A 21,199-nucleotide genomic window follows, 5' to 3' on the forward strand; every position below is an offset into this window, starting at 1 on the left:
CCGCCTAACGACGGAAATCCGGCGATTCCGCCCTCTCGGTGCGGATTCGGCCGTTCCGGCGCACGACCGGCGCCGGAGTTCAGTCCGCGTCCGGCCCGGCGGGCCCCGGAGGCCCTGAAGGCCCCGCCAGCCCCGCCAGGTGGGCGTCCAGGAGCGCGACCTGCCGCTCCGGCGGGAACTCCCCCGGCGAGAACAGCGCCTGCACCACCAGCCCCAGCACGAAGGCCTGCACGCCCGCCGCGAGCTCCCCGGCGTCCGTCCCGGCCGGGAGCTCCCCGAGGCGCTGCGCGTCCGCCACGTGCCCCGCCAGGGCCTCGCGCGAGCGCCCGTAGCGGCCCGCGTGGGCGGCCGTGAGCTCGGCGTCGGCCAGGGCGACGTCCCAGGAGCCGACCCAGATCCGGTTGCCGGCCACGGCCGCTTCGTCCAGCGGCAGGACGTCGAGCAGCGCGGCCCGAAGCCGGGCCAGCCCGGCGGGCGGCGGCGGGGTGCCGTCGGCCGGGGCGGTGCGCCGGGGCCGGGAGAGCGAGCGCCGGTCCAGCTCCTCCAGCGCGTGGCCGAGCAGGGCCCGCTTGTTGGGGAAGTAGTGCGTCAGCAGACCGGTGGAGGCACCCAGTTCGGCGGCCACCGCACGCAGTGTCAGCCCTTCGAAGCCGCGGGTCGAGAGCACCCGCCAGACCCCCTCGGAGACTTCGAGGCGGCGGGCGTCATGGTCTCCACGGGCCGGTGTCATGGGGGCTATCGTACATACCAAACGTTTGTTATGAATGATGCTCCAGGCGGAACGCCCGTCCCGCGCACTCCCCGGAAAGGCCCCACCCTTGTTTGCCGTACCGCTCGCCGAGAACGCCGAACTGCGCCCGCTGGAGCCGTGGCAGGCCCCGGAGTTCCTGGCCCACATCGACCGCGCCCGGGCCCACACCGACCCGTGGATCCCGTGGGCCACCTTCTCCACCGACCTCGACTCGGCCCGCGCCACCCTGCAGCGCTACGCCGACAAGCAGGCCGCCGACGCCGGCCGGATCTTCGGCATCTGGCGCGACGGCACGCTCGTCGGCGGCGTGATGTTCGTGAGCTTCAGCACGCAGAACGGCGTCTGCGAGATCGGCGCCTGGACCGAGCCGGCCGGCGAGGGCGGCGGGCTGATCACCGCCGCCGTCCGGCACCTGCTCGACTACGCGTTCGCCACCCGGGGCCTGCACCGCGCCGAGTGGTGGTGCTCCGCCGGGAACGCCCGCAGCCGCGCCGTCGCCGAGCGGGTCGGCATGACGCTGGACGGCACCCTGCGCGAGTGGTACCCGCACAACGGCGTCCGCCACGACAAGCAGATCTGGGCGGTCCTGGCGACCGAGTGGAAGCCCCAGGCCTGACGGGCCCGGCCGCGCGAAGAGCGGGGCCCGGTGGATTCCCCTGCGATCCACCGGGCCCCGCTCCGCAGCGAGACGGACCCCGCTCAGGCCGCCAGCACCGGCCGGTCCGCCGCGTCGGCCGCCACCTCCGCGGCCGGCGTCCGCAGCCGCAGCGCGAGCAGCATCACCAGCCCCATCACCCCGGACGCCGACAGGAAGACGACGTCGACCGCGTCCGTGAAGCCGTGCACCGCGTGGTCCCGGGCCGCCCCGGTCAGCGTCCGGAGCGCGCCCATCGACCGGCCGGGCTCGCCCGCCGCGAAGACCCGGGCCAGCAGCGTGCCGAAGAGCGCCGCGCCCAGCGCGTTGCCGAGGGTCTGGAAGAACCTGATGCCGGTGGTCGCCACGCCGAGCTGGTGCCGCGGGGCGGCGTCCTGCACCAGCGGGATCAGCTGCCCGATCAGCTGACCGAACCCCGCGCCGAGGAGGGCGAGTTCGAGGCCGACCGCCCACAGACCGGTGTCCGGGCCGCTGAGCCCCAGCAGGGCGAGGGCGAGCGCGCCGAAGGCGGCCCCGGCCACCAGGAAGGTGCGCGGCGCGCGGCCCCGGGCGGTCAGCCGGCCGACCAGCACGCCGGCCGCGGTCATCCCGGCGGCCATCGGGATCAGGTAGAGGCTGGCCGAGGTCGGGGCGACCCCCCGGGCGATCTGCAGGTAGATCATCACGTACACGATCGCGCCCATCATCCCCATCCCGGCGAGGCCCTGGAGGGCGAAGCCGATCCGCACGACCGGGATCCGGAACAGCGAGAGCGGCAGCACCGGTTCGGCGGCCGTGCCCTGGCGCCACAGGAAGAGGCCGAGCGCGGCGAGGGTGGCGGCGGCGGTCCCGAGGATCACCGGGGAGGTCCACGCGTAGTCCTTGCCGCCCCACTCGGTGACCAGCAGCAGGCCGGTGGCGAAGGCGGCCGCGAGGGCGGCGCCGAGGAAGTCCAGACCGCGGCGGCCGGTCGTCCGCGGCAGCTTGATCACCAGGGCGGTGCCGACCAGGACGAGCAGGCCGAGCGGCAGGTTCACGTAGAAGATCCAGCGCCAGCCGACGTGGTCGGTGAACAGCGCGCCCACCAGCGGGCCGACGGCCATGCCCACGCCCGCGAAGATGCCGCCCATCGCGCCGCCCTTGCCGGCGCCGCGCTCCTCCGGGTCCTTGAGGTGGGCGATGACGACCATGGTGACGCTCATCAACCCGCCGCCGCCGACGCCCTGGACGGCCCGGAAGGCGATCAGCTGACCCATCGTCTGCGCCGCGCCGCAGGCCGCCGAGCCGAGCAGGAAGGTGCCGACCGCCCCGAGCAGCACGCGCTTGGCGCCGTACACGTCGCAGAGCTTGCCGTAGAGCGGCAGGAGGGCGGTGGCCGCCAGCGAGAACGCACTGATCAGCCAGGGCAGCCGGTCCACGCCGTGGACCGGGTCGAGATCGCGGACGATCGGCACGGTGGCCGCGGACACGATGTTCGAGTCGAGGATGGCCAGCACGATCGTGACCATGCAGAGCAGCATGCCCAGATTGCGCTGGGCGGGTGTCATCGGGCTTTCGGATGCCATCGGTGAGTCCCCCCGGAGACGGTGGAGTTCGGAGCCGGACCGGTGCGGCCCGGCGGCACGTCCATCACGATGGCAGTCAACTTGTACCGAGTCAATTCTTTAGCTGGATCGATTCTTCAGCCAAGGCAAATATTCATCCCGGACCATCTTTGAGCCTGGTATAGTCTGGCCATGGCGACGAACCACGGCTTGGACCTCGGCCCCGACCGCGACCTCGACGCGCTCCCGCTGCGCGAGCGCAAGAAGATCCAGACCGGCATCCGGATCTTCCGCGCGGCCGTCGGCCTGTTCGCCGAACGCGGCTTCGACCAGGTGTCGGTGGCCGAGATCGCGGCCGCCGCCGAGGTGTCCAAGATGACCGTCTTCAACTACTTCCCCACCAAGGAAGACCTGGTCATGGGCCCGATGGAGCAGCACCTCGACGAGCCGGCCCGGGTGGTGCGCGACCGCGCCCCGGGCGCCTCGGCGGTGACGGCCCTGCGCGACCACTTCCTGGCCGCACTGGAACGGCTCGACCCGGCCACCGGCCTCAACGACGACCAGGTCGTGCTCGACGTGGTCCGGCTGGTGCACGGCACCCCGGCCCTCGCGACGCGCGCCACCGCCGGCTTCGGCCGCGAGGCCCAGGCGCTGCTCACCGCCGAGCTGCTCGCCCAGGACCCGGCCCACGACGAGCTCACCGCCCGGGTCGCCGGGGCCCAACTGCTGGCCGTCCGACTGACCCTGACCACCGAGAACCAGCTCCGCATGCTGGCCGGCGAGCGCGCCGCCGAGGCCCTGCCCGCCGCCCTCGACCGCGCCCGCCGCGCGTTCGCCCTCGTCGAGCGGGGCCTCGGCGACTACTGCGCCGGCGCCGCCTGAGACAGTGGGCGCACCACGAGACCCCGGAGGTGCCGCCCGCATGAACCCCACGGACCACAGGGACCGCGCGGACCAGTCGCTGCTGACGCGGGGGCGCACCACCCTGCCCGCCCGTGCCGACGGGCTGCACGCCCACCTCGGCGAGGACGGCGTCGCGGTGCTGGAGTTCGCCCGCCCGCACCGGCGCAACGCGGTCACCCTGGCGATCTGGCGGGCGCTGCCCGAGGTGCTGCGGGAGCTCGCCGAGCACGCGGGCGTCCGCGCCCTGCTGCTGACCGGCGCCGGCGGCACCTTCAGCGCGGGCGCGGACATCGCCGAACTCGCCGAGGTGTACGGCGATCCGGAGCGCGCGGACGCCTACCACGCGGTCAACGTCGCCGCCGAGGAGGCGCTGGCCGCCTTCCCGCACCCGACGATCGCCGCCGTCCGGGGCGCCTGCGTCGGCGGCGGCTGCCAGCTGGCCGTCGCGTGCGACCTGCGGTTCGTCGCCGAGGACGCCCGGCTCGGGATCACCCCGGCCAAGCTCGGCGTGGTCTACCCGGCGGTGCCGACCCTGCGGCTGGCCCGGCTGGTCGGCCCGGCGCGTGCCAAGTACCTGTTGTTCTCCGGCGAGTTGGTGCGGGGCCGGGACGCGTTCGTGCTCGGCCTCGCCGAGCGGGTCCTGCCGGACGCCGAACTGGACGCCGCCGCGCTGGAGTTCGCCCGGCTGCTGACCCGGCGCTCGCCGCAGACGATCGGCGCGGTGAAGGCCGCCCTGGCCGTCCCGGAGGAGCGGGCGGCGGAGGCGCTGGAGCCGTGGGAGCGGCGCTCACGGGAGGCCTCGGACGTGCACGAGGGGCTGGCCGCGTTCCTGGAGGGCCGCCCGGCCCGGTTCTGACCGGCCCGGTCCGACCCGCCCGTTTCCGAGCACCCGGTCCGACCCGCCCGACCGCGGGCCGGCGGCCGCGCGCACGTACGATCGTCCGGCCCGACCGCCCCAGGCCGCCCAGGCCGCCCAGACCGATCCCGGAGCAGCGACCCCGATGACCGAAGCCTCGACCGCCCCCGCCCCCGCCCCCCGCACGCTCTGGGCCCGGCGGATCACCGACGGCGTCGAGCCGAAGAACGTGATCATCGTGCTGCTGCCGCTGCTCGGCGGCCTGCGCTACGGCTGGCGGGGCATCGCCTGGGCGGCCTTCGCCGCGCTGTTCGCGGCCGTGATCCCGACCCTGTTCATCCGGCGCGCCATGCGCCGGGGCACCGTCGGGGACCGGCACGTGGGCCACCGGCAGAGCCGGCTGACGGTCCTGCCGTTCATCATGGGCTCGGTCGCGATCGCCTTCGCGGTGATGCTGTGGCTCGACGCCCCGGCCGACCTGACCGCCCTGGTGGCCGCGATGTTCGCGTCGCTGATCCCGATCCTGGTGATCACCGTGTGGTGGAAGGTCTCCGTGCACACCGCCGTCACCAGCGGCGCGGTGGTCTGCCTGGCGATCGCGCTCGGCCCGTGGTGGCTCGCGCTCTCCCCGCTGGTCGCCGTCGTCGGCTGGTCCCGGACGGTGCTGCGGGACCACACCACCGCGCAGACCGTCGTCGGCACGGTGGTGGGCGCCCTCAGCGCCGGGCTCGTGTTCTGGCTGGCCCGTTGAGGCCCGTCTAGCGGATCGGCATCCCCGAGATCGCGCGGGCGATCACCAGCCGCTGGATCTCGCTGGTCCCCTCGAAGATCGAGTAGATCGCGCTGTCCCGGTGCATCCGCTCCACCGGGTACTCCCGGGTGAAGCCGTTGCCGCCGAGGATCTGCATCGCCTGCGCGGTGACCCACTTGGCCGTCTCGCCCGCGTACAGCTTGGACATCGAGCCCTCGGCCGCGGTGAACGGCCGGTTGTTGGCGGCCATCCAGGAGGCCCGCCACACGAGGAGCCGTGCGGCGTCGATCCGGGTCCGCATGTCGGCCAGCTGGAAGGCGACGCCCTGGTTGTCGATGATCGGGCGGCCGAACTGCTCGCGCGTCTTCGCGTAGTCCAGCGCGACCTCGTACGCGGCCCGCGCGATGCCGATCGCCTGAGCGCCGACGGCCGGGCGGGAGGCCTCGAAGGTGGCCATGGCCGCGTTGCCCCGGCCGCTCCTGCGCACGCCCTCGCGGGCCCGGGCCAACCGCTCGTCCAGCTTCTCCTTGCCGCCGAGCAGGCAGCTGCCGGGCACCCGCACGCCGTCCAGGACGACCTCGGCGGTGTGCGAGGCGCGGATGCCGTGCTTCTTGAACTTCTGACCCTGGCTCAGCCCGGGGGTGCCCGGCGGGACGACGAAGGAGGCCTGGCCGCGGGCACCGAGCTCCGCGTCGACGGTGGCGACGACCACGTGGACGGCGGCGATCCCGCCGTTGGTGGCCCAGGTCTTGGTGCCGTTGAGCACCCACTCGTCCTTGGCCTCGTCGTAGACGGCCCGGGTGCGCAGCGCGGAGACGTCGGAGCCGGCGTCCGGCTCGGAGGAGCAGAACGCGGCCACCTTGACGTCGTCGGGGGTACCGAACATCTGCGGCGTCCAGGTGCCGATCTGCTCGTCGGTGCCGTTGGCCAGCACGGCGACGGCGGCCAGCGTGGTGCCGACGATGGACAGGCCGATGCCCGCGTCGCCCCAGAACAGCTCCTCCATGACGATCGGGATGCCGACGCCGGAGGGGTCGAAGTACTGCTGGGCGTAGAAGTCGAGCGAGTAGATGCCGAGCTTGGCGGCCTCCTGGATGACCGGCCAGGGAGTCTCCTCGCGCTCGTCCCACTCGGCCGCGGCGGGCCGCACGACATCGGCGGCGAAGCCGTGCAGCCAGTCGCGCACGGCGAGCTGGTCCGCACCCGGATCCATCGAGAACGTGCTGCTCATGGTGCTTGCCTCCGAAGAAGGGGTACGGCCGACCGGGGTGTTACCTCGGGTAACATCGTCGGAGTCTGCTACTGATTGGTAACCGGTGTCAACGCCCCGCACCGCCCGGCGCCCCCGCGCCGGCCCACCCGACCCGAGGAGCAGCGCATGTCCCGAGAGCCCCGCCGCGAGCAGCTGCTCAACGCCGCCGACCGGGTCATCCAGCGCGAGGGCCCGGCCGCGAGCATGAACGCCATCGCCGCCGAGGCCGGCATCACCAAGCCGATCCTCTACCGGCACTTCGGCGACCGGAACGGCCTCATCCGGGCCCTGACCGAGCGCCACACCGGCGGTCTCCTGGCCGCCGTGCGGGCCGCACTCGCCGAGCCGCTGGAGCGCCGCGACCGGGTCGAGCACGTCCTGGACACCTATCTGGCCGGCATCGAGGCCCGCCCGCAGGTCTACCGGCTGCTCACCCACCCCGAGCCCGGCGACCCGACCGGCGCGGGCAACGCGCTCGCCCCCGCGCTGCGGCAGATCGCCGAGGAGATCACCCGGGCCGTGCAGAGCCAGGTCGACCTCGGCGCCGACCGCGACCTGCTCGCCGAGGCCTGGGGCCGGGGCATCACCGGCATGGTGCTGGCGGCCGGCGACTGGTGGCTGGAGTCCAAGCCCTGCTCGCGCACCCGCATGGTCCAGGCCCTCGCCGACCTGCTCTGGGGCCGCCTCGCCGCCGCCGCGGACCTGCCGACCGCCGTCCTGCCGGCCGCGCCCGCCGAACCCACCGAGGCGAACGGCGCCGTCTGAACCCTTGTGCCGGCCCCGGCACCGCGGGCATCATCGGGCCCCACCCACCGCCGTGCGAGGTCCGAATGCGCCTGCGCCGCACCGCCGTTGCCCTGCTGCTCGCCGGCGCCGCCGTCCTGGCCGACGCCCCCGGCGCGTCCGCCGGTGGGGCCGCCGCGGCCACGGCTGCCACGACAACCCGCTTCCCGACCGGCACCGCCACCGGCCCGGACGGCCGCACCGCGCTCACCGACGCCCAGGGCCGCCGGATCCAGCTGCGGGGCTTCAACCTCGACAAGTACGCCGAGGCCACCGAGGCGGACGTCAGGTCGATCGCGGCCCAGGGCTTCACGCTGGTCCGCGTGGCGGTCTCCTGGAACCGGCTGGAGCCCGAGCGCGGCCACCTGGACCCGGCCGAGCTGGACCGCCTCCAGCGGCTCCTCGGCTGGGCCGACCGGTACGGCGTGCTCGCCCTCGTCGACTTCCACCAGGACGTCTACGGGCCGGCGTTCGGCGGCGGCGACCGCGGGATCCCGCGCTGGGCCACCCGGGACGACGGCCTGCCGTTCACCCCCGATCCGAACGACTGGTTCGCCGGCTACTTCCAGCCCGCCGTCCAGGCCGCCTTCCGCCACCTCTACGACGACCGCGACCTGCGCGCCTGGCAGGCCGACTTCTACGCCCGGCTCGCCCGCGAACTGCGCGGCCACCGCTCGCTGCTGGGCTACGACCTGTTCAACGAGCCCTTCGGCCCGGTGGACGGCGACCCCACCGACCCGGCCGTCCTCGCCGCCGCCTCCGCCGCCCTCGAACAGGGCCGCCTCGCCGACATGTACCGCCGCCTGATCGCCGCCGTCCGCCGGGCCGACCGCCGGGCCTGGCTGTTCGTCGAACCGACCGTCCTGGTCGGCCAGGGCGTGCCCACCCGACTGCCCGGCTTCGACGACCCCCGGCCCGGCGCGCCCCGGCTCGGCTACGCGCCGCACTTCTACGACACCGCCGTCGAGAACGGCGCCGACTGGGACCCGTCCGACGGCTTCGTCGAGCACTACACCGCCGCGATCACCGCCTACCCGGCCGCCCACCGGCTGCCCGTCCTGGTCGGCGAGTGGGGCCCGCCCGACTCCCGCACGCCGGGCAACACCCGGCTGGTCCGGGAGCAGGTCGCGGCGATGGACGGCTTCGCCGGGGGCTGGACGATGTGGTACTGGTGCCGCGGCACCGGCGGCTACTGCGCGCTCGACCCGGCCGGGCGGCCCGCCCCCGGCGACGGGCCCGCGTTCGGCCCGTACCCGGCGGCCGTCGCCGGGACGGACGTGCGCACCGGCCCGGACACCGTCCGCTGGGCCGCCGACGGCACCGGGCGCGGCAGCGAACTCGTCCTGCCGCCCGCCGCGTTCCCACGCGGCGCGCAGGTCACCGTCTCGCCCGCCGGCGCGCGGGTCGAAGTCCGCCAGCCCTCGGACGGGCACGCGGGCACCGTCCGGATCCGGCTCCCGCACGCACGCCCGGGCACCCCGGTGACGGTCACGCTCACCCCGAAGTGACCGGGGCGACCGGGGCGACCGGGGCGACCGGGGCGACCGGGGTGATCAGGCCAGCCCCCGGCGCGCCAGCAGCGGCCCGGTCTCCGGCGCCCGCCCGACCACCGCGCGGAACGACTCCAGCGGGTCGCGGCTGAACCCGCGCGACAGCAGCTCGCGCCGGAACACCTCGCCGCTCTCCCGCACCGAGCGGCCGTTCTCGCCGAACCACCGCACGGTGTCCGCGTCCAGCACCTCGGACCAGATGTACGCGTAGTAGCCGGCGCTGTAACCGCCCGAGAAGACGTGCTGGAAGTAGGCCGACCGGTAGCGCGGCGGGATCGCCGGCACCGCGATCCCGGCCTCCTCCAGCGCCCGCGCCTCGAACTCCTCGGCGTCGGCGACCTCCCGGCCCCGCGGCAGGGTGTGCCAGGCCCAGTCCAGCAGCGTCGCCGCCAGGTACTCCACCGTCCGGAAGCCCTGGCCGAAGCCCTCGGCCGCGGCCATCCGCTCGACCAGCTCGGCCGGCAGCGGCTCCCCCGTCACGTGGTGGCGGGCGTAGTTGGCCAGCACCTCAGGCCGGACCATCCACATCTCGTTGACCTGCGACGGGAACTCGACGAAGTCCCGGGGCACCGCCGTGCCCGCGAACAGCGGGTAGCGCACGTCCGAGAACAGCCCGTGCAGCGCGTGCCCGAACTCGTGGAAGAGGACGCGCACCTCGTCCCAGGTCAGCAGCACCGGCTCGCCCGGTGCCGGCTTCGGGACGTTCAGGTTGTTCATCACCACGGCCCGCCGGCCGGTCAGCGCGGACTGCGACACCAGCTCGTCCATCCACGCGCCGCCGCGCTTGGACGCGCGCGCGTGGAAGTCGCCGACGAACAGGCCCAGCCGGGTGCCGTCCTCCTCCGCGACCTCGAAGACCCGGGCGTCCGGGTGGTAGGCCGTCAGGTCCGGCCGCTCGGTGAAGCTCAGCCCGTACGCGAGCCCGGCGGCGAAGAACACGCCGTCGTGCAGCACCCGCTCCAGCTCGAAGTACGGGCGCAGCGCGGCCGCGTCGACGTGGTACGAGTCCTGCCTGACCTTCTCCGAGTAGTACGCCCAGTCGTGCGCGGCGAGCTCCTCGATCCCGTCCGCCGCGGCCGCCTGCGCCAGTTCGGCGGCCTCCCGGCGGGCGATCGCCACCGCCGGCTCCACCAGGCGCGACAACAGGCCGGCCACCGCCTCGACCGAACCCGCGGTCTCGTCGGCCACGACGTACGCGGCGTGGGTCGAGTGGCCGAGCAGTCCGGCCCGCTCGGCGCGCAGCCCGGCCATCCGGATCGCGATCGGGCCGTTGACGTCCGCGGCCCGGCCGAGCGAGGCGGCGAGCAGGCGCTCGCGCACCGACCGGTCGGTCAGCAGCGCCAGTTCGGGCTGGCCCGAGGTGCTGCGCAGGCTCAGCACGTACTTCCCGTCGTGGCCGAGCACCCGGGCGTTCTCGGCGGCCGCGGCGACGGCGTCGGCGGACAGGCCGTCGAGCTCGTCGGCGGAGTCCAGGACCAGCGCGGCGGCCTTGGTGGCGGCGTTCACGTTCTGCTGGAAGGTCGTTGCGAGGGCGGCGAGTTCGGCGTTCAGCTCGCGCAGCCGCTCCTGCTCGGCCGCGCCGAGCCGGGCGCCGGAGCGGACGAACGCGGTGTGCCGGCGCTCCAGCAGCCGCAGCGACTCCGGGTCCAGGCCGAGCTCGGCCCGGCGCCCGTACAGGTCCTCGATCCGGGCGAACAGGGCCCGGTCCAGGTGGATCGCGTCGTGGTGCGCGGCCAGCAGCGGGCTCACCTTCGCGTCCACCTCGTCGACGACATCGCTGGTGTCCACCGACACCTGGTTGCGGAAGACCGCCTCCACCCGGCGCAGCACCTCGCCGGAACGCTCCAGGGCCACCAGCGTGTTGGCGAAGGTCGGCGGCTGCGGATCGGCCGTGATCGCGGCGATCTCGGCCAGCTGCTCGGCCATCCCGCGCTCGTAGGCCGGCAGGTAGTGCTCCGCACGGATCTCGGCGAAGGGCGGCAGTTCGAAGACCAGGGTGCTGGGCTTGAAGAACGGGTTCTCGGTCATTGCACGGACCATACGCCGTGTCCCGCGCGCTGCCTACGCGCGCCTGCCCGCGTTGTCGTACCCACCGGCTACCGTCGTCCTCGGACCCCCGCAGGTCCGCACACACGTACCCGGACCTGTACACCAGCACCGCTCCCGACACCGAGAGCCGCCCGCGCGCCCCGAGAGGAGGAGCCCCCGTGGCCCCCAGAACCGCCCTGGTCCCCGACCCGCACGGCCCCGGCGGCCGTCTCCAGCCGCTCGACGACGCCGGCACCCCGCTCGGGCCGCCCGAGACCGTCCCCGACCTCGCCGCCGCGGTCGCCGCCCGGGAGGCCGCCGGAGGCGATCGTCAGCCGGGGCCCCGCTGGGTCTGGGCCGCCGCCGACAGCGCCTACGCCCCGCTGCTGCCCCGGCTGCCCGACCGGCTCGGCCGCTGCCACGACCTGCGGCTCGTCGAGGCCCTCCTGCTCGCCCACGAGGGCCGCTTCGGCGCGCCCCGCTCGCTCGGCGCCGCCTGGTCCCGGCTGCGCGGCCTGCCCGTCCCGGACGACCTGCCCGAGCCGGGCTCCGCCGAGACGGACGACGGCCAGGACACCCTCTTCGCCCCCGACCGGCTCCAACTGCCGCCCGGCGCCGACCCGCTGGCCGCCGTCGTCGCCGTCCACGCCGAACAGCAGCGCCGGATCGCCGCGATCACCGACCCGGCCGCCCGGCACCGCTTCCGCGTGCTGGTCGCCGCCGAGTCCGCCGGTTCCCTGGTCGCCGCCGAGATGGCCCACGACGGACTGCCCTGGCGCGCCGACGTCCACGACGCCCTGCTCACCGAACTCCTCGGCCCCCGTCCCACCGTGCCCGGGGCCCAGCCCAAACTGCTCGCCGACCTCGCCGCCGAACTCCAGCGGTCCCTCGGCGGGCGCCCGTTCAACCCCGACTCGCACACCCAGGTGCTGCGCGCCTTCGCCGACCGGGGCATCCAGCTGAGTTCCACCCGCTCCTGGGAGCTCAAGCGCGTCGACCACCCGGCCGCGCAGTTGCTCATCCGCTACAAGGAGCTCGCCCGGATCCACGCCGCCCACGGCTGGGCCTGGCAGGACGCCTGGGCCCGCGGCGGCCGGTTCCGGCCCGAGTACGTCGTCGGCGGCGTCGTCTCCGGCCGCTGGGCCAGCCGCGGCGGCGGCGCCCTGCAGATCCCGCGCATCCTGCGCCGCGCCGTCGTCGCCGACCCCGGCTGGCTGCTCGTCGTCGCCGACGCCGCCCAACTGGAGCCGCGGGTGCTCGCCGCGCTCTCCCAGGACGCCGGCCTCGCCCGCACCGCGGCCGGCGGCGACCTCTACGAGGCCCTCGCCGCCAGCGCCTTCCGCGGCGACCGCGACAAGGCCAAACTCGGCCTGCTCGGCGCCATGTACGGGCAGACCAGCGGCGACATCGGCCCGCTCCTCAACACCCTGCGCCACCGCTACCCCGCCGCGATGGGCTACGTCGAGGCCGCCGCCCGCACCGGCGAGGACGGCGGCGTGGTCGTCTCCCGGCTCGGCCGGGCCTGCCCGCCCGCCTCCGCCGACTTCCTCGACCTCACCGAGGCGCCCGACACCGCCGCCGAGGCCGGCGGCCGCTGGGCCCGCGCCCGCGGCCGCTTCACCCGCAACTTCGTCATCCAGGCCAGCGCCGCCGACTGGGCCCTCGCCCTGCTCGCGGCGCTGCGCCGGCGGCTGCACGCCCTGCCCGCGGCCGTCCCGGAGGACCGCCCGCACCTGGTGTTCTTCCAGCACGACGAGGTCATCGTGCACACCCCGGCCAACCTCGCCGACGAGGTCGCCGCCGCCGTCGCCGAGGCCGCCGACGAGGCCCGGCTGCTGGTCTTCGGCGACACCCCGGTCCGCTTCCCGCTCACCACCGCCGTCGTCGACTGCTACGCGGACGCGAAGTAGCGGCCGGCCGTCACAGCTTGCGGAAGGCGCGCGCCTCCTCGGCCGCCGCGACCACCTCGGCCAGCCCCGCCCCGGTCGAGGCGGTCACCGCGGCGGCCACCGCGCCCTCCACGAACGGCGCGTCCACCAGCCGCACGCCCGGCCGCGGCGCGTCCTCCAGCACGGTCACCGCGGTCAGCACCGAGCTGCCGAGGTCGGGGAGCACGACCACGCCCGCCCCGCCGTCCGCCTCGCCGACGGCCCGGGCGATCAGGTCGTAGCTGGTGCCGAGCCCGCCGTCCTCCGTCCCGGCGGCGACCACCACCCGCACCCCGTCCGGGGCCAGTTCGCCGAGCAGCTCCCGCAGCCCGGCGGCGAGTTGGGCGCTGTGCGAGACGAGGACGATACCCACGTGTTCGGTCATGCCCCGACCCTACGACCCGCCGCGCCGCGCCGGAAGCCGCGCCGGAAGCCGCGCCGCAGGCCGCTCCAGGAGCCGCTCCGGAAGCGCTCCGGGTGGGCGACGGGGACCGCCCGTGTCGTATCCCGTGCCGCCGCGCCCCCGGCTGGCATAGCGTCGGGGGCGACAGCAATCACGGCAGCAGCGTCCTGACCGAGGGAGCGAAGAGCGTTGAAGAAGCTGATCAACACCCCGGAGAGCGTCCTGGAGGACGCACTGACCGGATTCGCCGCCGCCCACCCCGAATTGACGGTGGACGTCGCCAACCGCGTGGTCACCCGGGCCGCCCGCCCCGGCGCGCCGAAGGTCGCGCTGGTCTCCGGCGGCGGCTCCGGGCACGAGCCGCTGCACGCCGGCTACGTCGGCCCCGGCATGCTCGACGCCGCCTGCCCCGGCGAGGTGTTCACCTCCCCCGTGCCCGACCAGGTGCTGGCCGCGGTCAAGGCCGTCGACTCCGGCGCGGGCGTCGTCCTCGTCGTCAAGAACTACACCGGCGACGTCATGAACTTCGAGCTCGCCGCCGAACTCGCCGCCGAGGAGGGCGTCGAGGTCCGCACCGTCCTGGTCGACGACGACGTCGCGGTCGAGGACTCCACCTGGACGGCCGGGCGCCGCGGCACCGGCGCGACCGTCATCGTCGAGAAGATCGCCGGCGCCCTCGCCGAACGCGGCGCCCCGCTCGACGACGTCGCCGCCCTCGGCGAGCGCGTCAACGCCGCCTCCCGCTCCTTCGCGATCGCGCTCACCGCGGCCACCGTCCCCGCCGCCGGCAAACCCGGCTTCGACCTGCCGGAGGACGAGATCGAGGTCGGCGTCGGCATCCACGGCGAACCCGGCCGCCGACGCGAGAAGCTGCGCCCGGCCCGCGACCTGGCCGCCGAGGTCGTCGAGACGATCCTCGCCGACCACCACCTCGCCCCCGGCGACGAGGTCATCGCCCTCCTCAACGGCCTGGGCGGCACCCCGCTGCTGGAGCTGTACGTCGTCTACGGCGAAGTCGCCACCCGGCTCGCCGAGCGCGGCATCACGGTGGCCCGCAGCCTCGTCGGCAACTACGTCACCAGCCTCGACATGGCGGGCTTCTCGCTCACCCTCACCAAGGCGGACGAACAGCTGCTGGACCTCTGGGACGCCCCCGTCGACACCCCCGCCCTCAAGCGGGCCTGAGCCCTGAGCGAGGAGACGCACGTGGACTTCGACACCCCGCTGGCCGAGACCTGGATCCGCGCGATCGCCGCCGCCGTCGAGAAGGAGCAGGGCCGGCTCACCGAGCTGGACTCCGCGATCGGCGACGGCGACCACGGCAGCAACCTCCAGCGCGGATTCGCCGCCGCCCTGGCCGCCCTGGCCGCACCCGACGGCCTCCAGCCGGCCGGCCCCGGCGCGGTGCTCGCCAGGACCGGCACCACGCTGATCTCCAAGGTCGGCGGCGCCTCCGGCCCGCTGTACGGCAAGGCCTTCCGCGCGATCGGCGCCGCCCTGCCCGCACCGGCGGGCCCGGCCGCCCTCGCCGAGGCCCTCTCGGCCGGCCTCGACGCCGTCCGTGCCCTCGGCAAGGCCGAACCCGGCGACAAGACCATCGTCGACGCGTACACCCCGGCCGTGGCCGCCTTCCGCACCGCCGCCGCTGCGGGCGCCGGCCTCCCCGAGGCCGCCGCGGCGGCGGCCGACGCCGCCGAACAGGGCGCCCGCGACACGACCCCCCTGCAAGCCCGCAAGGGCCGCGCCTCCTACCTGGGCGAACGCAGCAAGGGCCACCAGGACCCGGGCGCCACCTCGACGGCCCTGATCTTCCGCACCCTGGCCGACGTCACGGCGGGCTAGCCGGGCGGGGGCGTGACGGCGGGTCCCCGGCCGTCACGCCCCTGCCCGTCACGTCCCCTCCGCCGCCTGGTCATCCGTCCGAGTGATCAACAACAGCAGGGCGTCGTCGCCGAGCTTGCCGCCCGTGTGCGCCAGCAGATCCCCGTACACCCGCTCCACCGCCGCCTCCAGCTCCCCCGCCGAGCGAGCGGCCCCCCGCACCAGCTCCCCGACCCGCTCCGCCAGTGGATAGAACTCCCCGCTCGTGCGGTGCCGGGCTTCGATCACCCCGTCCGTGTAGAGCACGAGGACGTCGTCCACCCCGAAGTCCTGCTCCCAGCTGACCGGCTCCCCCGCCGCGAGCCGCCCGAGCCCGAGCGGCACCCACGGGTCCGGCGAGTCCAGCACCTGCGCCTTGCCCTCCCCGTCGACCCGGATCGGCGGCACGTGCCCGTACTGCAGCAGTTCGATCACCCCCGCCGTGCGGAACTCCACGAACAGCGCCGTCGTGAACTCCCCGTCCGGCACGTGCCGCTCGACGCTCGCCTCGACCCGCGCCGCGACGCCCCGCAGCCCGGTCTCGTCGTACGCGGCCTCGCGGAACGCACCGAGCACGACCGCCGCCGTCTGCACGGCCCCGAGCCCCTTGCCCCGAACGTCCCCGACCGCGACCCGGGTGCCGTGCGGGGTCTCCAGCACCGAGTAGAGGTCCCCGCCGATGCGCGAGGCGTCCGCCGCCGACACGTACCGCACGGCGAGCCGCAGCGGTCCGACGACCGGCCCCGGCAGCCGCAGGATCGCCCGCTGGGCGGCCTCCGCCACGGAGCTGACGGCCGCGAACGCCGCCGCGCGCCGCATCCTGATCCTGGCGACCCAGGCGGAGAAGAGGGTCAGCACGATGTAGGTGAGCATCGCCCCGTAGACGAACCGCGCGTCGTTGATGTTGACGACCTCGTCGTAGCGGCTGAGCCCGAACACCGCGAGCAGCCCGACCGCGCAGACCGCGAACAGCTCGCCGGGCCTGAGCGTCAGCGCGGCGATCACCGGGACGACGGTCATCAGCGGCGCGAGGTAGCGGTCCTTGCCGGAGAGCAGGTCGGCCAGCCCGACCACGACGATCGCGGCGAGCGCCGGGGTGGCCCGCCGCCAGAACGGGACGTCCTGGAGGTCCGTGGCCAGCAGGGCGTCGCGCTGCCGGTCCGGTGGCAGCCCGGCGGCCGTGGGGGCCGCGGGCGACTGGGCGCGGCGGATCGGGAACACATATCGAACATATCGGACGATCCAGGCGTCCACCCTCCCCCGGCTTCGGCCGGGGACACCCTCGGTCCGCGACGGCCCGGCCGACCACCCCGCACGGGTCCTCCGCGGACCCTTCCGAACCCCTTCCACGCCCTTCCAGACCCTTCCGGACAAGGGCGAACCGTACCGAAACACCCCATTTGTCATACAGTGCGACCACGGCAGCCGAGCGAGCGGCTGCGCGAGCAACCGACCAGACCAGCCACGCAGATGGAGGCCATGACCGGTGTCCGGGTACCGCAACACCTCGCGCATCTACGACCGCCGGACCGGCCCGGCGGCGCAGCCGGTCCAGTGGCCACGGGTCCTCCTCGCCGGTTCGGCCCTGTGGGTCGCGACGGTCGTCGTCACGTTCTTCACGGCCGACAGCAACCTCGTCCCGACGATCGTGCTGCTCGGCAGCTTCCTCGTGCCGGCCACCGTGGTCGTCCGGGCCTACGAGCGCCACGCGGCCGACCTCGGCCCGGACCGGATCCTGGCCTGCTTCGGCGTCGGCGGCATCATCGGCGTCCTCGGCGCCTCCGTCCTGGAGACGTACCTGCTCTCGCCGTCGGTGTGGATGTACGTGGGCGTCGGGCTGATCGAGGAGGCGGTCAAGCTCGGCGCGCTGGTCCTGGTCTGCCGGCGACTGCGGGTGAGCGGCCTGCGGTACGGGCTGGTGCTGGGCGCGACGGTCGGCGCGGGCTTCGCGGCCTTCGAGAGCGCCGGCTACGCGTTCAACGCCGTACTGAGCGTCCAGGGGCTCTCCCTCAGGGACCTCGTCGAGACGGAGATCCTGCGCGGACTGGTGGCACCGGTCGGCCACATCCTGTGGACGGCGATCGCCGGCGGGGTGCTGTTCCGCGAGCGGCGCGCCGGCCGCTTCCGCGTCACCACCCCCGTCGTCGCCACCTACCTGGGCGTATCGCTGCTGCACGCGCTCTGGGACAGCATGGGCGGGATCGCCGTCTGGCTGGTCGCGAGGAGCACCACGAGCGACTGGCAGCGCGCCCTGTTCGACCTCGGCCACATGCCGGACCCGACCACCGAACAGGTCCACCTCTACACCTTCTACGACACGGCCGGCCTGGTCGTGGTCTCCTTGGGTGGACTGCTGTGGCTGAGGGTGCTGGCCCGCCGGGACCGGACGGCGCCGATCCCGGCCCAGTTCCCGTCCGCCCCGGCGTGAGCGCCCCGCCGTGAACCGCCCGGACGACGGTGCGATCCGCATCACCGCACCCCTCCACGGAATACCCCGCAGGGGTATGGTGTGATGAGCATGAGAACCCGGGCGCCGCCCGGGGCCGCACAGACCTCCCGGAGGCCCGGATGTCCAGCACCATCACCTACACCGTCACCGGCATGAGCTGCGGCCACTGCGAGAACGCGATCAGCGAGGAGCTGTCCGCCCTGGCCGGTGTCACCGAGGTGGCCGCCGACGCCAAGGCCGGCACCGTGACCGTCTCCTCCGCCACCCCGTTGGACGACGAGCAGGTCCGCGCGGCCGTCGACGAGGCCGGCTACGAGCTGGTCGGCCGCACCGCCTGAGCCCCGTCCGGCGGGCCCCGGAAAGCGGGCCCGCCGGACGCCCCACGCCACACCGTCCCTAGGAGCAGCATGAGTACGACGGCACCCGGGATCGAGGGCGCCACCGGCACGGGGGGCCGGGAGCACGCCCCGGACCGGGTCGAGCTGTCGATCGGCGGGATGACCTGCGCCGCGTGCGCGGCCCGGGTCGAGAAGAAGCTCAACCGGATGGACGGCGTCGAGGCCACCGTCAACTTCGCCACCGAGAAGGCCCGGATCGACTACGGCCCCGGCGTCTCGGTCGAGGACCTGATCGCCACGGTGGAGCGCACCGGCTACACCGCCGAACTCCCGGCGCCCCCGGCGGTCGCCGCGCCCGAGCCGGCCGGGGCCGCCACGCCGGAGCCGCCCGCCGACCCGCTGCTCGACCGGCTGCGGATCAGCACCGTCCTCAGCATCCCCGTGGTGCTGCTGTCGATGGTCCCGGCCCTGCAGTTCGCCAACTGGCAGTGGCTGGCCTTCGCCCTCACCGGCCCGGTCGTCGTGTACGGCGGCCTCCCGTTCCACCGCGCCGCCTGGACGAACCTCAAGCACGGCGCCGCGACGATGGACACCCTCGTGTCGCTCGGCACCCTGGCCGCCTTCGGCTGGTCGTTCTGGGCGCTGTTCTGGGGCCACGCCGGGGCACCGGGGATGCGCCACCCGTTCGCGCTGACGGTCGGCGACACCGACGCCTCGTCCACGCTCTACCTGGAGACGGCCGCCGCCGTCACCGTGCTGATCCTGCTCGGCCGCCACCTGGAGGCCCGCTCCAGGCGCCGGGCCGGCGCCGCCCTGCACGCCCTGCTGGACCTGGGCGCCCGGGACGTGGCGGTGCTCCAGGCAGGACGCGAGGTGCGCCTCCCGGTGGACCGGCTGACCGTCGGCACCCGGTTCGTGGTCCGCCCGGGCGAGAAGATCGCCACCGACGGCGTCGTGGTCGAGGGCACCTCCGCCGTGGACGCCTCGATGCTCACCGGCGAGTCCGTCCCGGTGGAGGTCGCCGCCGGCGACGCCGTCACCGGTGCCACCGTCAACGCGGGCGGCCGCCTCGTCGTCGAGGCCACCCGGGTCGGCGCGGACACCCGCCTCGCCCGCATGGCCAGGCTCGTCGAGGACGCCCAGAACGGCAAGGCCGCCGCCCAGCGCCTCGCCGACCGGATCTCCGCCGTCTTCGTCCCGGTCGTCGTGCTGATCGCGCTCGCCGCCCTGGTCGGCCGGCTCCTGGCCACCGACAGCCCGACCGCGGCGTTCACCTCCGCCGTCGCCGTGCTGATCATCGCCTGCCCGTGCGCCCTCGGCCTCGCCACCCCGACCGCCCTCATGGTCGGCACCGGACGCGGCGCCCAGCTCGGCATCCTGATCAAGGGCCCGGAGGTGCTGGAAACGACCCGCAAGGTCGACACCATCGTCCTCGACAAGACCGGCACCGTCACCACCGGCCGGATGACCCTGCTCGCCGTCCACACCGCCGACGGCGTCACCGAGGCCGAGGCCCTGCGCCTCGCCGGCGCCGTGGAGCACGCCTCCGAGCACCCGGTCGCCGCCGCCATCGCCACCGCCGCGGCCGAGCGGACCGGCGGGCTGCCGCCCGTCGACGGGTTCGAGAGCGTCCCCGGGCTCGGCGTCCGGGGCGTCGTCGACGGCCACGCCGTGGTCGCCGGCCGGGAGGAACTCCTCGCGGAGCACGCCCAGCCCCTGCCCGAACGCCTGGCCGCGGCCAAGCGGACCGCCGAGGCGGCCGGCCGGACGGCGATCGCGGTCGGCTGGGACGGCGAGGCCCGGGCCGTCCTGGAGGTCGCCGACGCCGTCCGGCCGACCAGCGCCCGGGCCGTCGCCGAACTGCGCGCGCTCGGCCTGCGCCCGGTCCTGCTGACCGGTGACCACCGGGCCGTGGCCGAGGCCGTCGCCGCCGAGGTCGGCATCGCGCCCGAGGACGTGATCGCCGGCGTCCTGCCCGAGGAGAAGGTCGCCGTCGTCGAACGCCTCCAGGCCGAGGGCCGCTCGGTCGCCATGGTCGGCGACGGCGTCAACGACGCCGCCGCGCTCGCCCGGGCCGACCTCGGCCTCGCCATGGGCACCGGCACCGACGCCGCCATCGAGGCGAGCGACCTCACCCTGGTCCGCGCCGACCTGCGCTCCGCCGCCGACGCCATCCGGCTCTCCCGCCGGACGCTCGGCACCATCCGGGGCAACCTCTGCTGGGCCTTCGGCTACAACGTCGCCGCGATCCCGCTGGCCGCCGCCGGGCTGCTCAACCCGATGATCGCCGGGGCGACGATGGCCTTCTCCTCGGTCTTCGTCGTCACCAACAGCCTCCGGCTGCGCCGCTTCGAGGCCGCCTCCTGACGGCCGCCTCCTGACGGCCGTCCCGCAACGATCGCGGGCCCGGACCGGTCGAAACCGGTCCGGGCCCGCCGCCGTCCGGACTCAACGCCCGAGCAGCTCGCCGCCGTTGCAGTGCAGGATCTCGCCGGTGATGAACCCGGCCTCGGGCGAGGCGAGGAAGTACACGGCCCCCGCGACCTCCCCCGTCTCCCCGATCCGGCCGAGCAGCGTGCGCGCCGCACGGCGGGCCACCTCGGCCTCGTCCAGCCGCGGCCCGAAGAACTCGGTGCCCGCCACCGTGCCCGGGGCGACGATGTTCGCGGTGATGCCCGAGGTGCCCAACTGGGCGGCCAGGAAGTGGTTCCAGGCGTGCAGCGAGGCCTTCGCCGCGCCGTAGGAGCCGGCCCCGCGCAGGGCGGCGATCGAGCTGATCGTGACGACCCGGCCGGAGCCCGGGGTGAGCCGGTCGCGGATCGACTCGGTGAGCAGCACCACCGTCAGCACGTTGCGCTCGAAGTCGCCGCGCCAGCGGGCCAGCAGCGCGTGCGGGCCGCCGCCGATCACCGTCTCGCGGCTGCCCGCGTTGTTCACCAGCACATCGACGCGCTCGGGCAGTTCGGCGAGCGCGGCCTCGACCGCGTCCGGGTCGGCGAGGTCGCAGACCAGCGGGGTGACGTTCGGCCCGAGCTCGGCCGCGGCCTTCTCCAGCACCGCCCGGCGGCGGCCGACGATCACGACCCGTTCGCCCGCCTCGGCGAACCGCCGCGCCACTTCGAACCCGATTCCCGTGCCACCGCCGGTGACTACGACGTTCCTGGCCATC

Annotated in this window: 19 protein-coding genes; 12 read left to right on the plus strand and 7 right to left on the minus strand. The window is 75.0% G+C overall.

Annotated elements, in window-relative coordinates; translation table 11 throughout:
• Positions 1-79: 79 nt before the first annotated feature.
• Positions 80-730 (minus strand): TetR family transcriptional regulator C-terminal domain-containing protein, encoded by a 651-nt coding sequence (locus AB0C76_RS19480; RefSeq protein WP_359966529.1) that lies wholly within the window; start codon positions 728-730, stop codon positions 80-82.
• An 88-nt stretch (positions 731-818) separates the two neighbouring features.
• Between AB0C76_RS19480 and AB0C76_RS19485 the strand changes: the two genes are divergently transcribed.
• Positions 819-1,367 carry a GNAT family protein gene (locus AB0C76_RS19485; protein ID WP_359966531.1) on the plus strand — a complete coding sequence of 183 codons (549 nt, stop codon included), beginning with the start codon at positions 819-821 and terminating at the stop codon, positions 1,365-1,367.
• 83 nt (positions 1,368-1,450) lie between these two features.
• Here AB0C76_RS19485 and AB0C76_RS19490 read toward each other — a convergent pair whose 3' ends face one another.
• Entirely contained in the window at positions 1,451-2,950 is a 1,500-nt protein-coding gene (locus AB0C76_RS19490; protein ID WP_359966533.1) for an MFS transporter, read from the minus strand.
• Between the two features lie 171 nt (positions 2,951-3,121).
• On the opposite strand from AB0C76_RS19490, the gene AB0C76_RS19495 reads away from it, so the two are divergent.
• The 3 genes from AB0C76_RS19495 to AB0C76_RS19505 all read left to right on the plus strand — a co-directional run bounded on the left by AB0C76_RS19495 (position 3,122) and on the right by AB0C76_RS19505 (position 5,439).
• On the plus strand, positions 3,122-3,811 hold the full coding sequence (locus AB0C76_RS19495) for a TetR family transcriptional regulator (protein WP_359966536.1): 690 nt from the start codon (positions 3,122-3,124) through the stop codon (positions 3,809-3,811).
• A 40-nt stretch (positions 3,812-3,851) separates the two neighbouring features.
• A complete protein-coding gene (locus AB0C76_RS19500) occupies positions 3,852-4,688 on the plus strand; it encodes an enoyl-CoA hydratase/isomerase family protein (RefSeq protein WP_359966539.1) in 837 nt (278 codons plus the stop codon).
• 145 nt (positions 4,689-4,833) lie between these two features.
• A complete protein-coding gene (locus tag AB0C76_RS19505) occupies positions 4,834-5,439 on the plus strand; it encodes a hypothetical protein (RefSeq protein ID WP_359966542.1) in 606 nt (201 codons plus the stop codon).
• 7 nt (positions 5,440-5,446) lie between these two features.
• Here the strand turns inward: AB0C76_RS19505 and AB0C76_RS19510 are convergent, their stop codons facing one another.
• Positions 5,447-6,670, minus strand: coding sequence for an acyl-CoA dehydrogenase family protein (locus AB0C76_RS19510; protein WP_359966545.1), 1,224 nt, complete (start codon positions 6,668-6,670; stop codon positions 5,447-5,449).
• Positions 6,671-6,817: 147 nt separating this feature from the next.
• Between AB0C76_RS19510 and AB0C76_RS19515 the strand changes: the two genes are divergently transcribed.
• On the plus strand, positions 6,818-7,456 hold the full coding sequence (locus tag AB0C76_RS19515) for a TetR family transcriptional regulator (protein ID WP_359966548.1): 639 nt from the start codon (positions 6,818-6,820) through the stop codon (positions 7,454-7,456).
• Between the two features lie 65 nt (positions 7,457-7,521).
• Positions 7,522-8,982 carry a cellulase family glycosylhydrolase gene (locus AB0C76_RS19520; protein ID WP_359966551.1) on the plus strand — a complete coding sequence of 487 codons (1,461 nt, stop codon included), beginning with the start codon at positions 7,522-7,524 and terminating at the stop codon, positions 8,980-8,982.
• A gap of 45 nt (positions 8,983-9,027) precedes the next feature.
• Here AB0C76_RS19520 and AB0C76_RS19525 read toward each other — a convergent pair whose 3' ends face one another.
• A complete protein-coding gene (locus tag AB0C76_RS19525) occupies positions 9,028-11,052 on the minus strand; it encodes a M3 family metallopeptidase (protein ID WP_359966554.1) in 2,025 nt (674 codons plus the stop codon).
• A gap of 179 nt (positions 11,053-11,231) precedes the next feature.
• Between AB0C76_RS19525 and AB0C76_RS19530 the strand changes: the two genes are divergently transcribed.
• Positions 11,232-12,962, plus strand: coding sequence for a bifunctional 3'-5' exonuclease/DNA polymerase (locus tag AB0C76_RS19530; RefSeq protein ID WP_359966557.1), 1,731 nt, complete (start codon positions 11,232-11,234; stop codon positions 12,960-12,962).
• A gap of 10 nt (positions 12,963-12,972) precedes the next feature.
• Here AB0C76_RS19530 and dhaM read toward each other — a convergent pair whose 3' ends face one another.
• Entirely contained in the window at positions 12,973-13,365 is a 393-nt protein-coding gene (dhaM, locus tag AB0C76_RS19535) for a dihydroxyacetone kinase phosphoryl donor subunit DhaM (protein ID WP_359966560.1), read from the minus strand.
• Positions 13,366-13,572: 207 nt separating this feature from the next.
• On the opposite strand from dhaM, the gene dhaK reads away from it, so the two are divergent.
• Positions 13,573-14,568, plus strand: a complete 996-nt coding sequence (dhaK, locus tag AB0C76_RS19540; protein WP_359966563.1) for a dihydroxyacetone kinase subunit DhaK — start codon at positions 13,573-13,575, stop codon at positions 14,566-14,568.
• 21 nt (positions 14,569-14,589) lie between these two features.
• Positions 14,590-15,225, plus strand: coding sequence for a dihydroxyacetone kinase subunit DhaL (gene dhaL, locus AB0C76_RS19545; RefSeq protein WP_359966566.1), 636 nt, complete (start codon positions 14,590-14,592; stop codon positions 15,223-15,225).
• Positions 15,226-15,273: 48 nt separating this feature from the next.
• On the opposite strand, the gene AB0C76_RS19550 is transcribed toward dhaL, so the two are convergent.
• Positions 15,274-16,464 (minus strand): PP2C family protein-serine/threonine phosphatase, encoded by a 1,191-nt coding sequence (locus AB0C76_RS19550; RefSeq protein ID WP_359966569.1) that lies wholly within the window; start codon positions 16,462-16,464, stop codon positions 15,274-15,276.
• 265 nt (positions 16,465-16,729) lie between these two features.
• Here AB0C76_RS19550 and AB0C76_RS19555 point away from each other — a divergent pair, with 265 nt between their 5' ends.
• From AB0C76_RS19555 to AB0C76_RS19565, 3 genes are all read left to right on the plus strand, one after another.
• A complete protein-coding gene (locus AB0C76_RS19555) occupies positions 16,730-17,671 on the plus strand; it encodes a PrsW family glutamic-type intramembrane protease (protein ID WP_359966572.1) in 942 nt (313 codons plus the stop codon).
• A 140-nt stretch (positions 17,672-17,811) separates the two neighbouring features.
• The gene (locus tag AB0C76_RS19560; protein ID WP_359966575.1) at positions 17,812-18,030 is read left to right on the plus strand and encodes a cation transporter; all 219 of its coding nucleotides are present in this window, start codon (positions 17,812-17,814) and stop codon (positions 18,028-18,030) included.
• A 69-nt stretch (positions 18,031-18,099) separates the two neighbouring features.
• Positions 18,100-20,397, plus strand: coding sequence for a heavy metal translocating P-type ATPase (locus tag AB0C76_RS19565; protein ID WP_359966578.1), 2,298 nt, complete (start codon positions 18,100-18,102; stop codon positions 20,395-20,397).
• Between the two features lie 81 nt (positions 20,398-20,478).
• Here AB0C76_RS19565 and AB0C76_RS19570 read toward each other — a convergent pair whose 3' ends face one another.
• Positions 20,479-21,198, minus strand: a complete 720-nt coding sequence (locus AB0C76_RS19570; protein ID WP_359966581.1) for an SDR family oxidoreductase — start codon at positions 21,196-21,198, stop codon at positions 20,479-20,481.
• Between the last annotated feature and the right edge of the window lies 1 nt (position 21,199).

Source organism: Kitasatospora sp. NPDC048722, from assembly GCF_040650235.1.
GTDB lineage: Bacteria > Actinomycetota > Actinomycetes > Streptomycetales > Streptomycetaceae > Kitasatospora.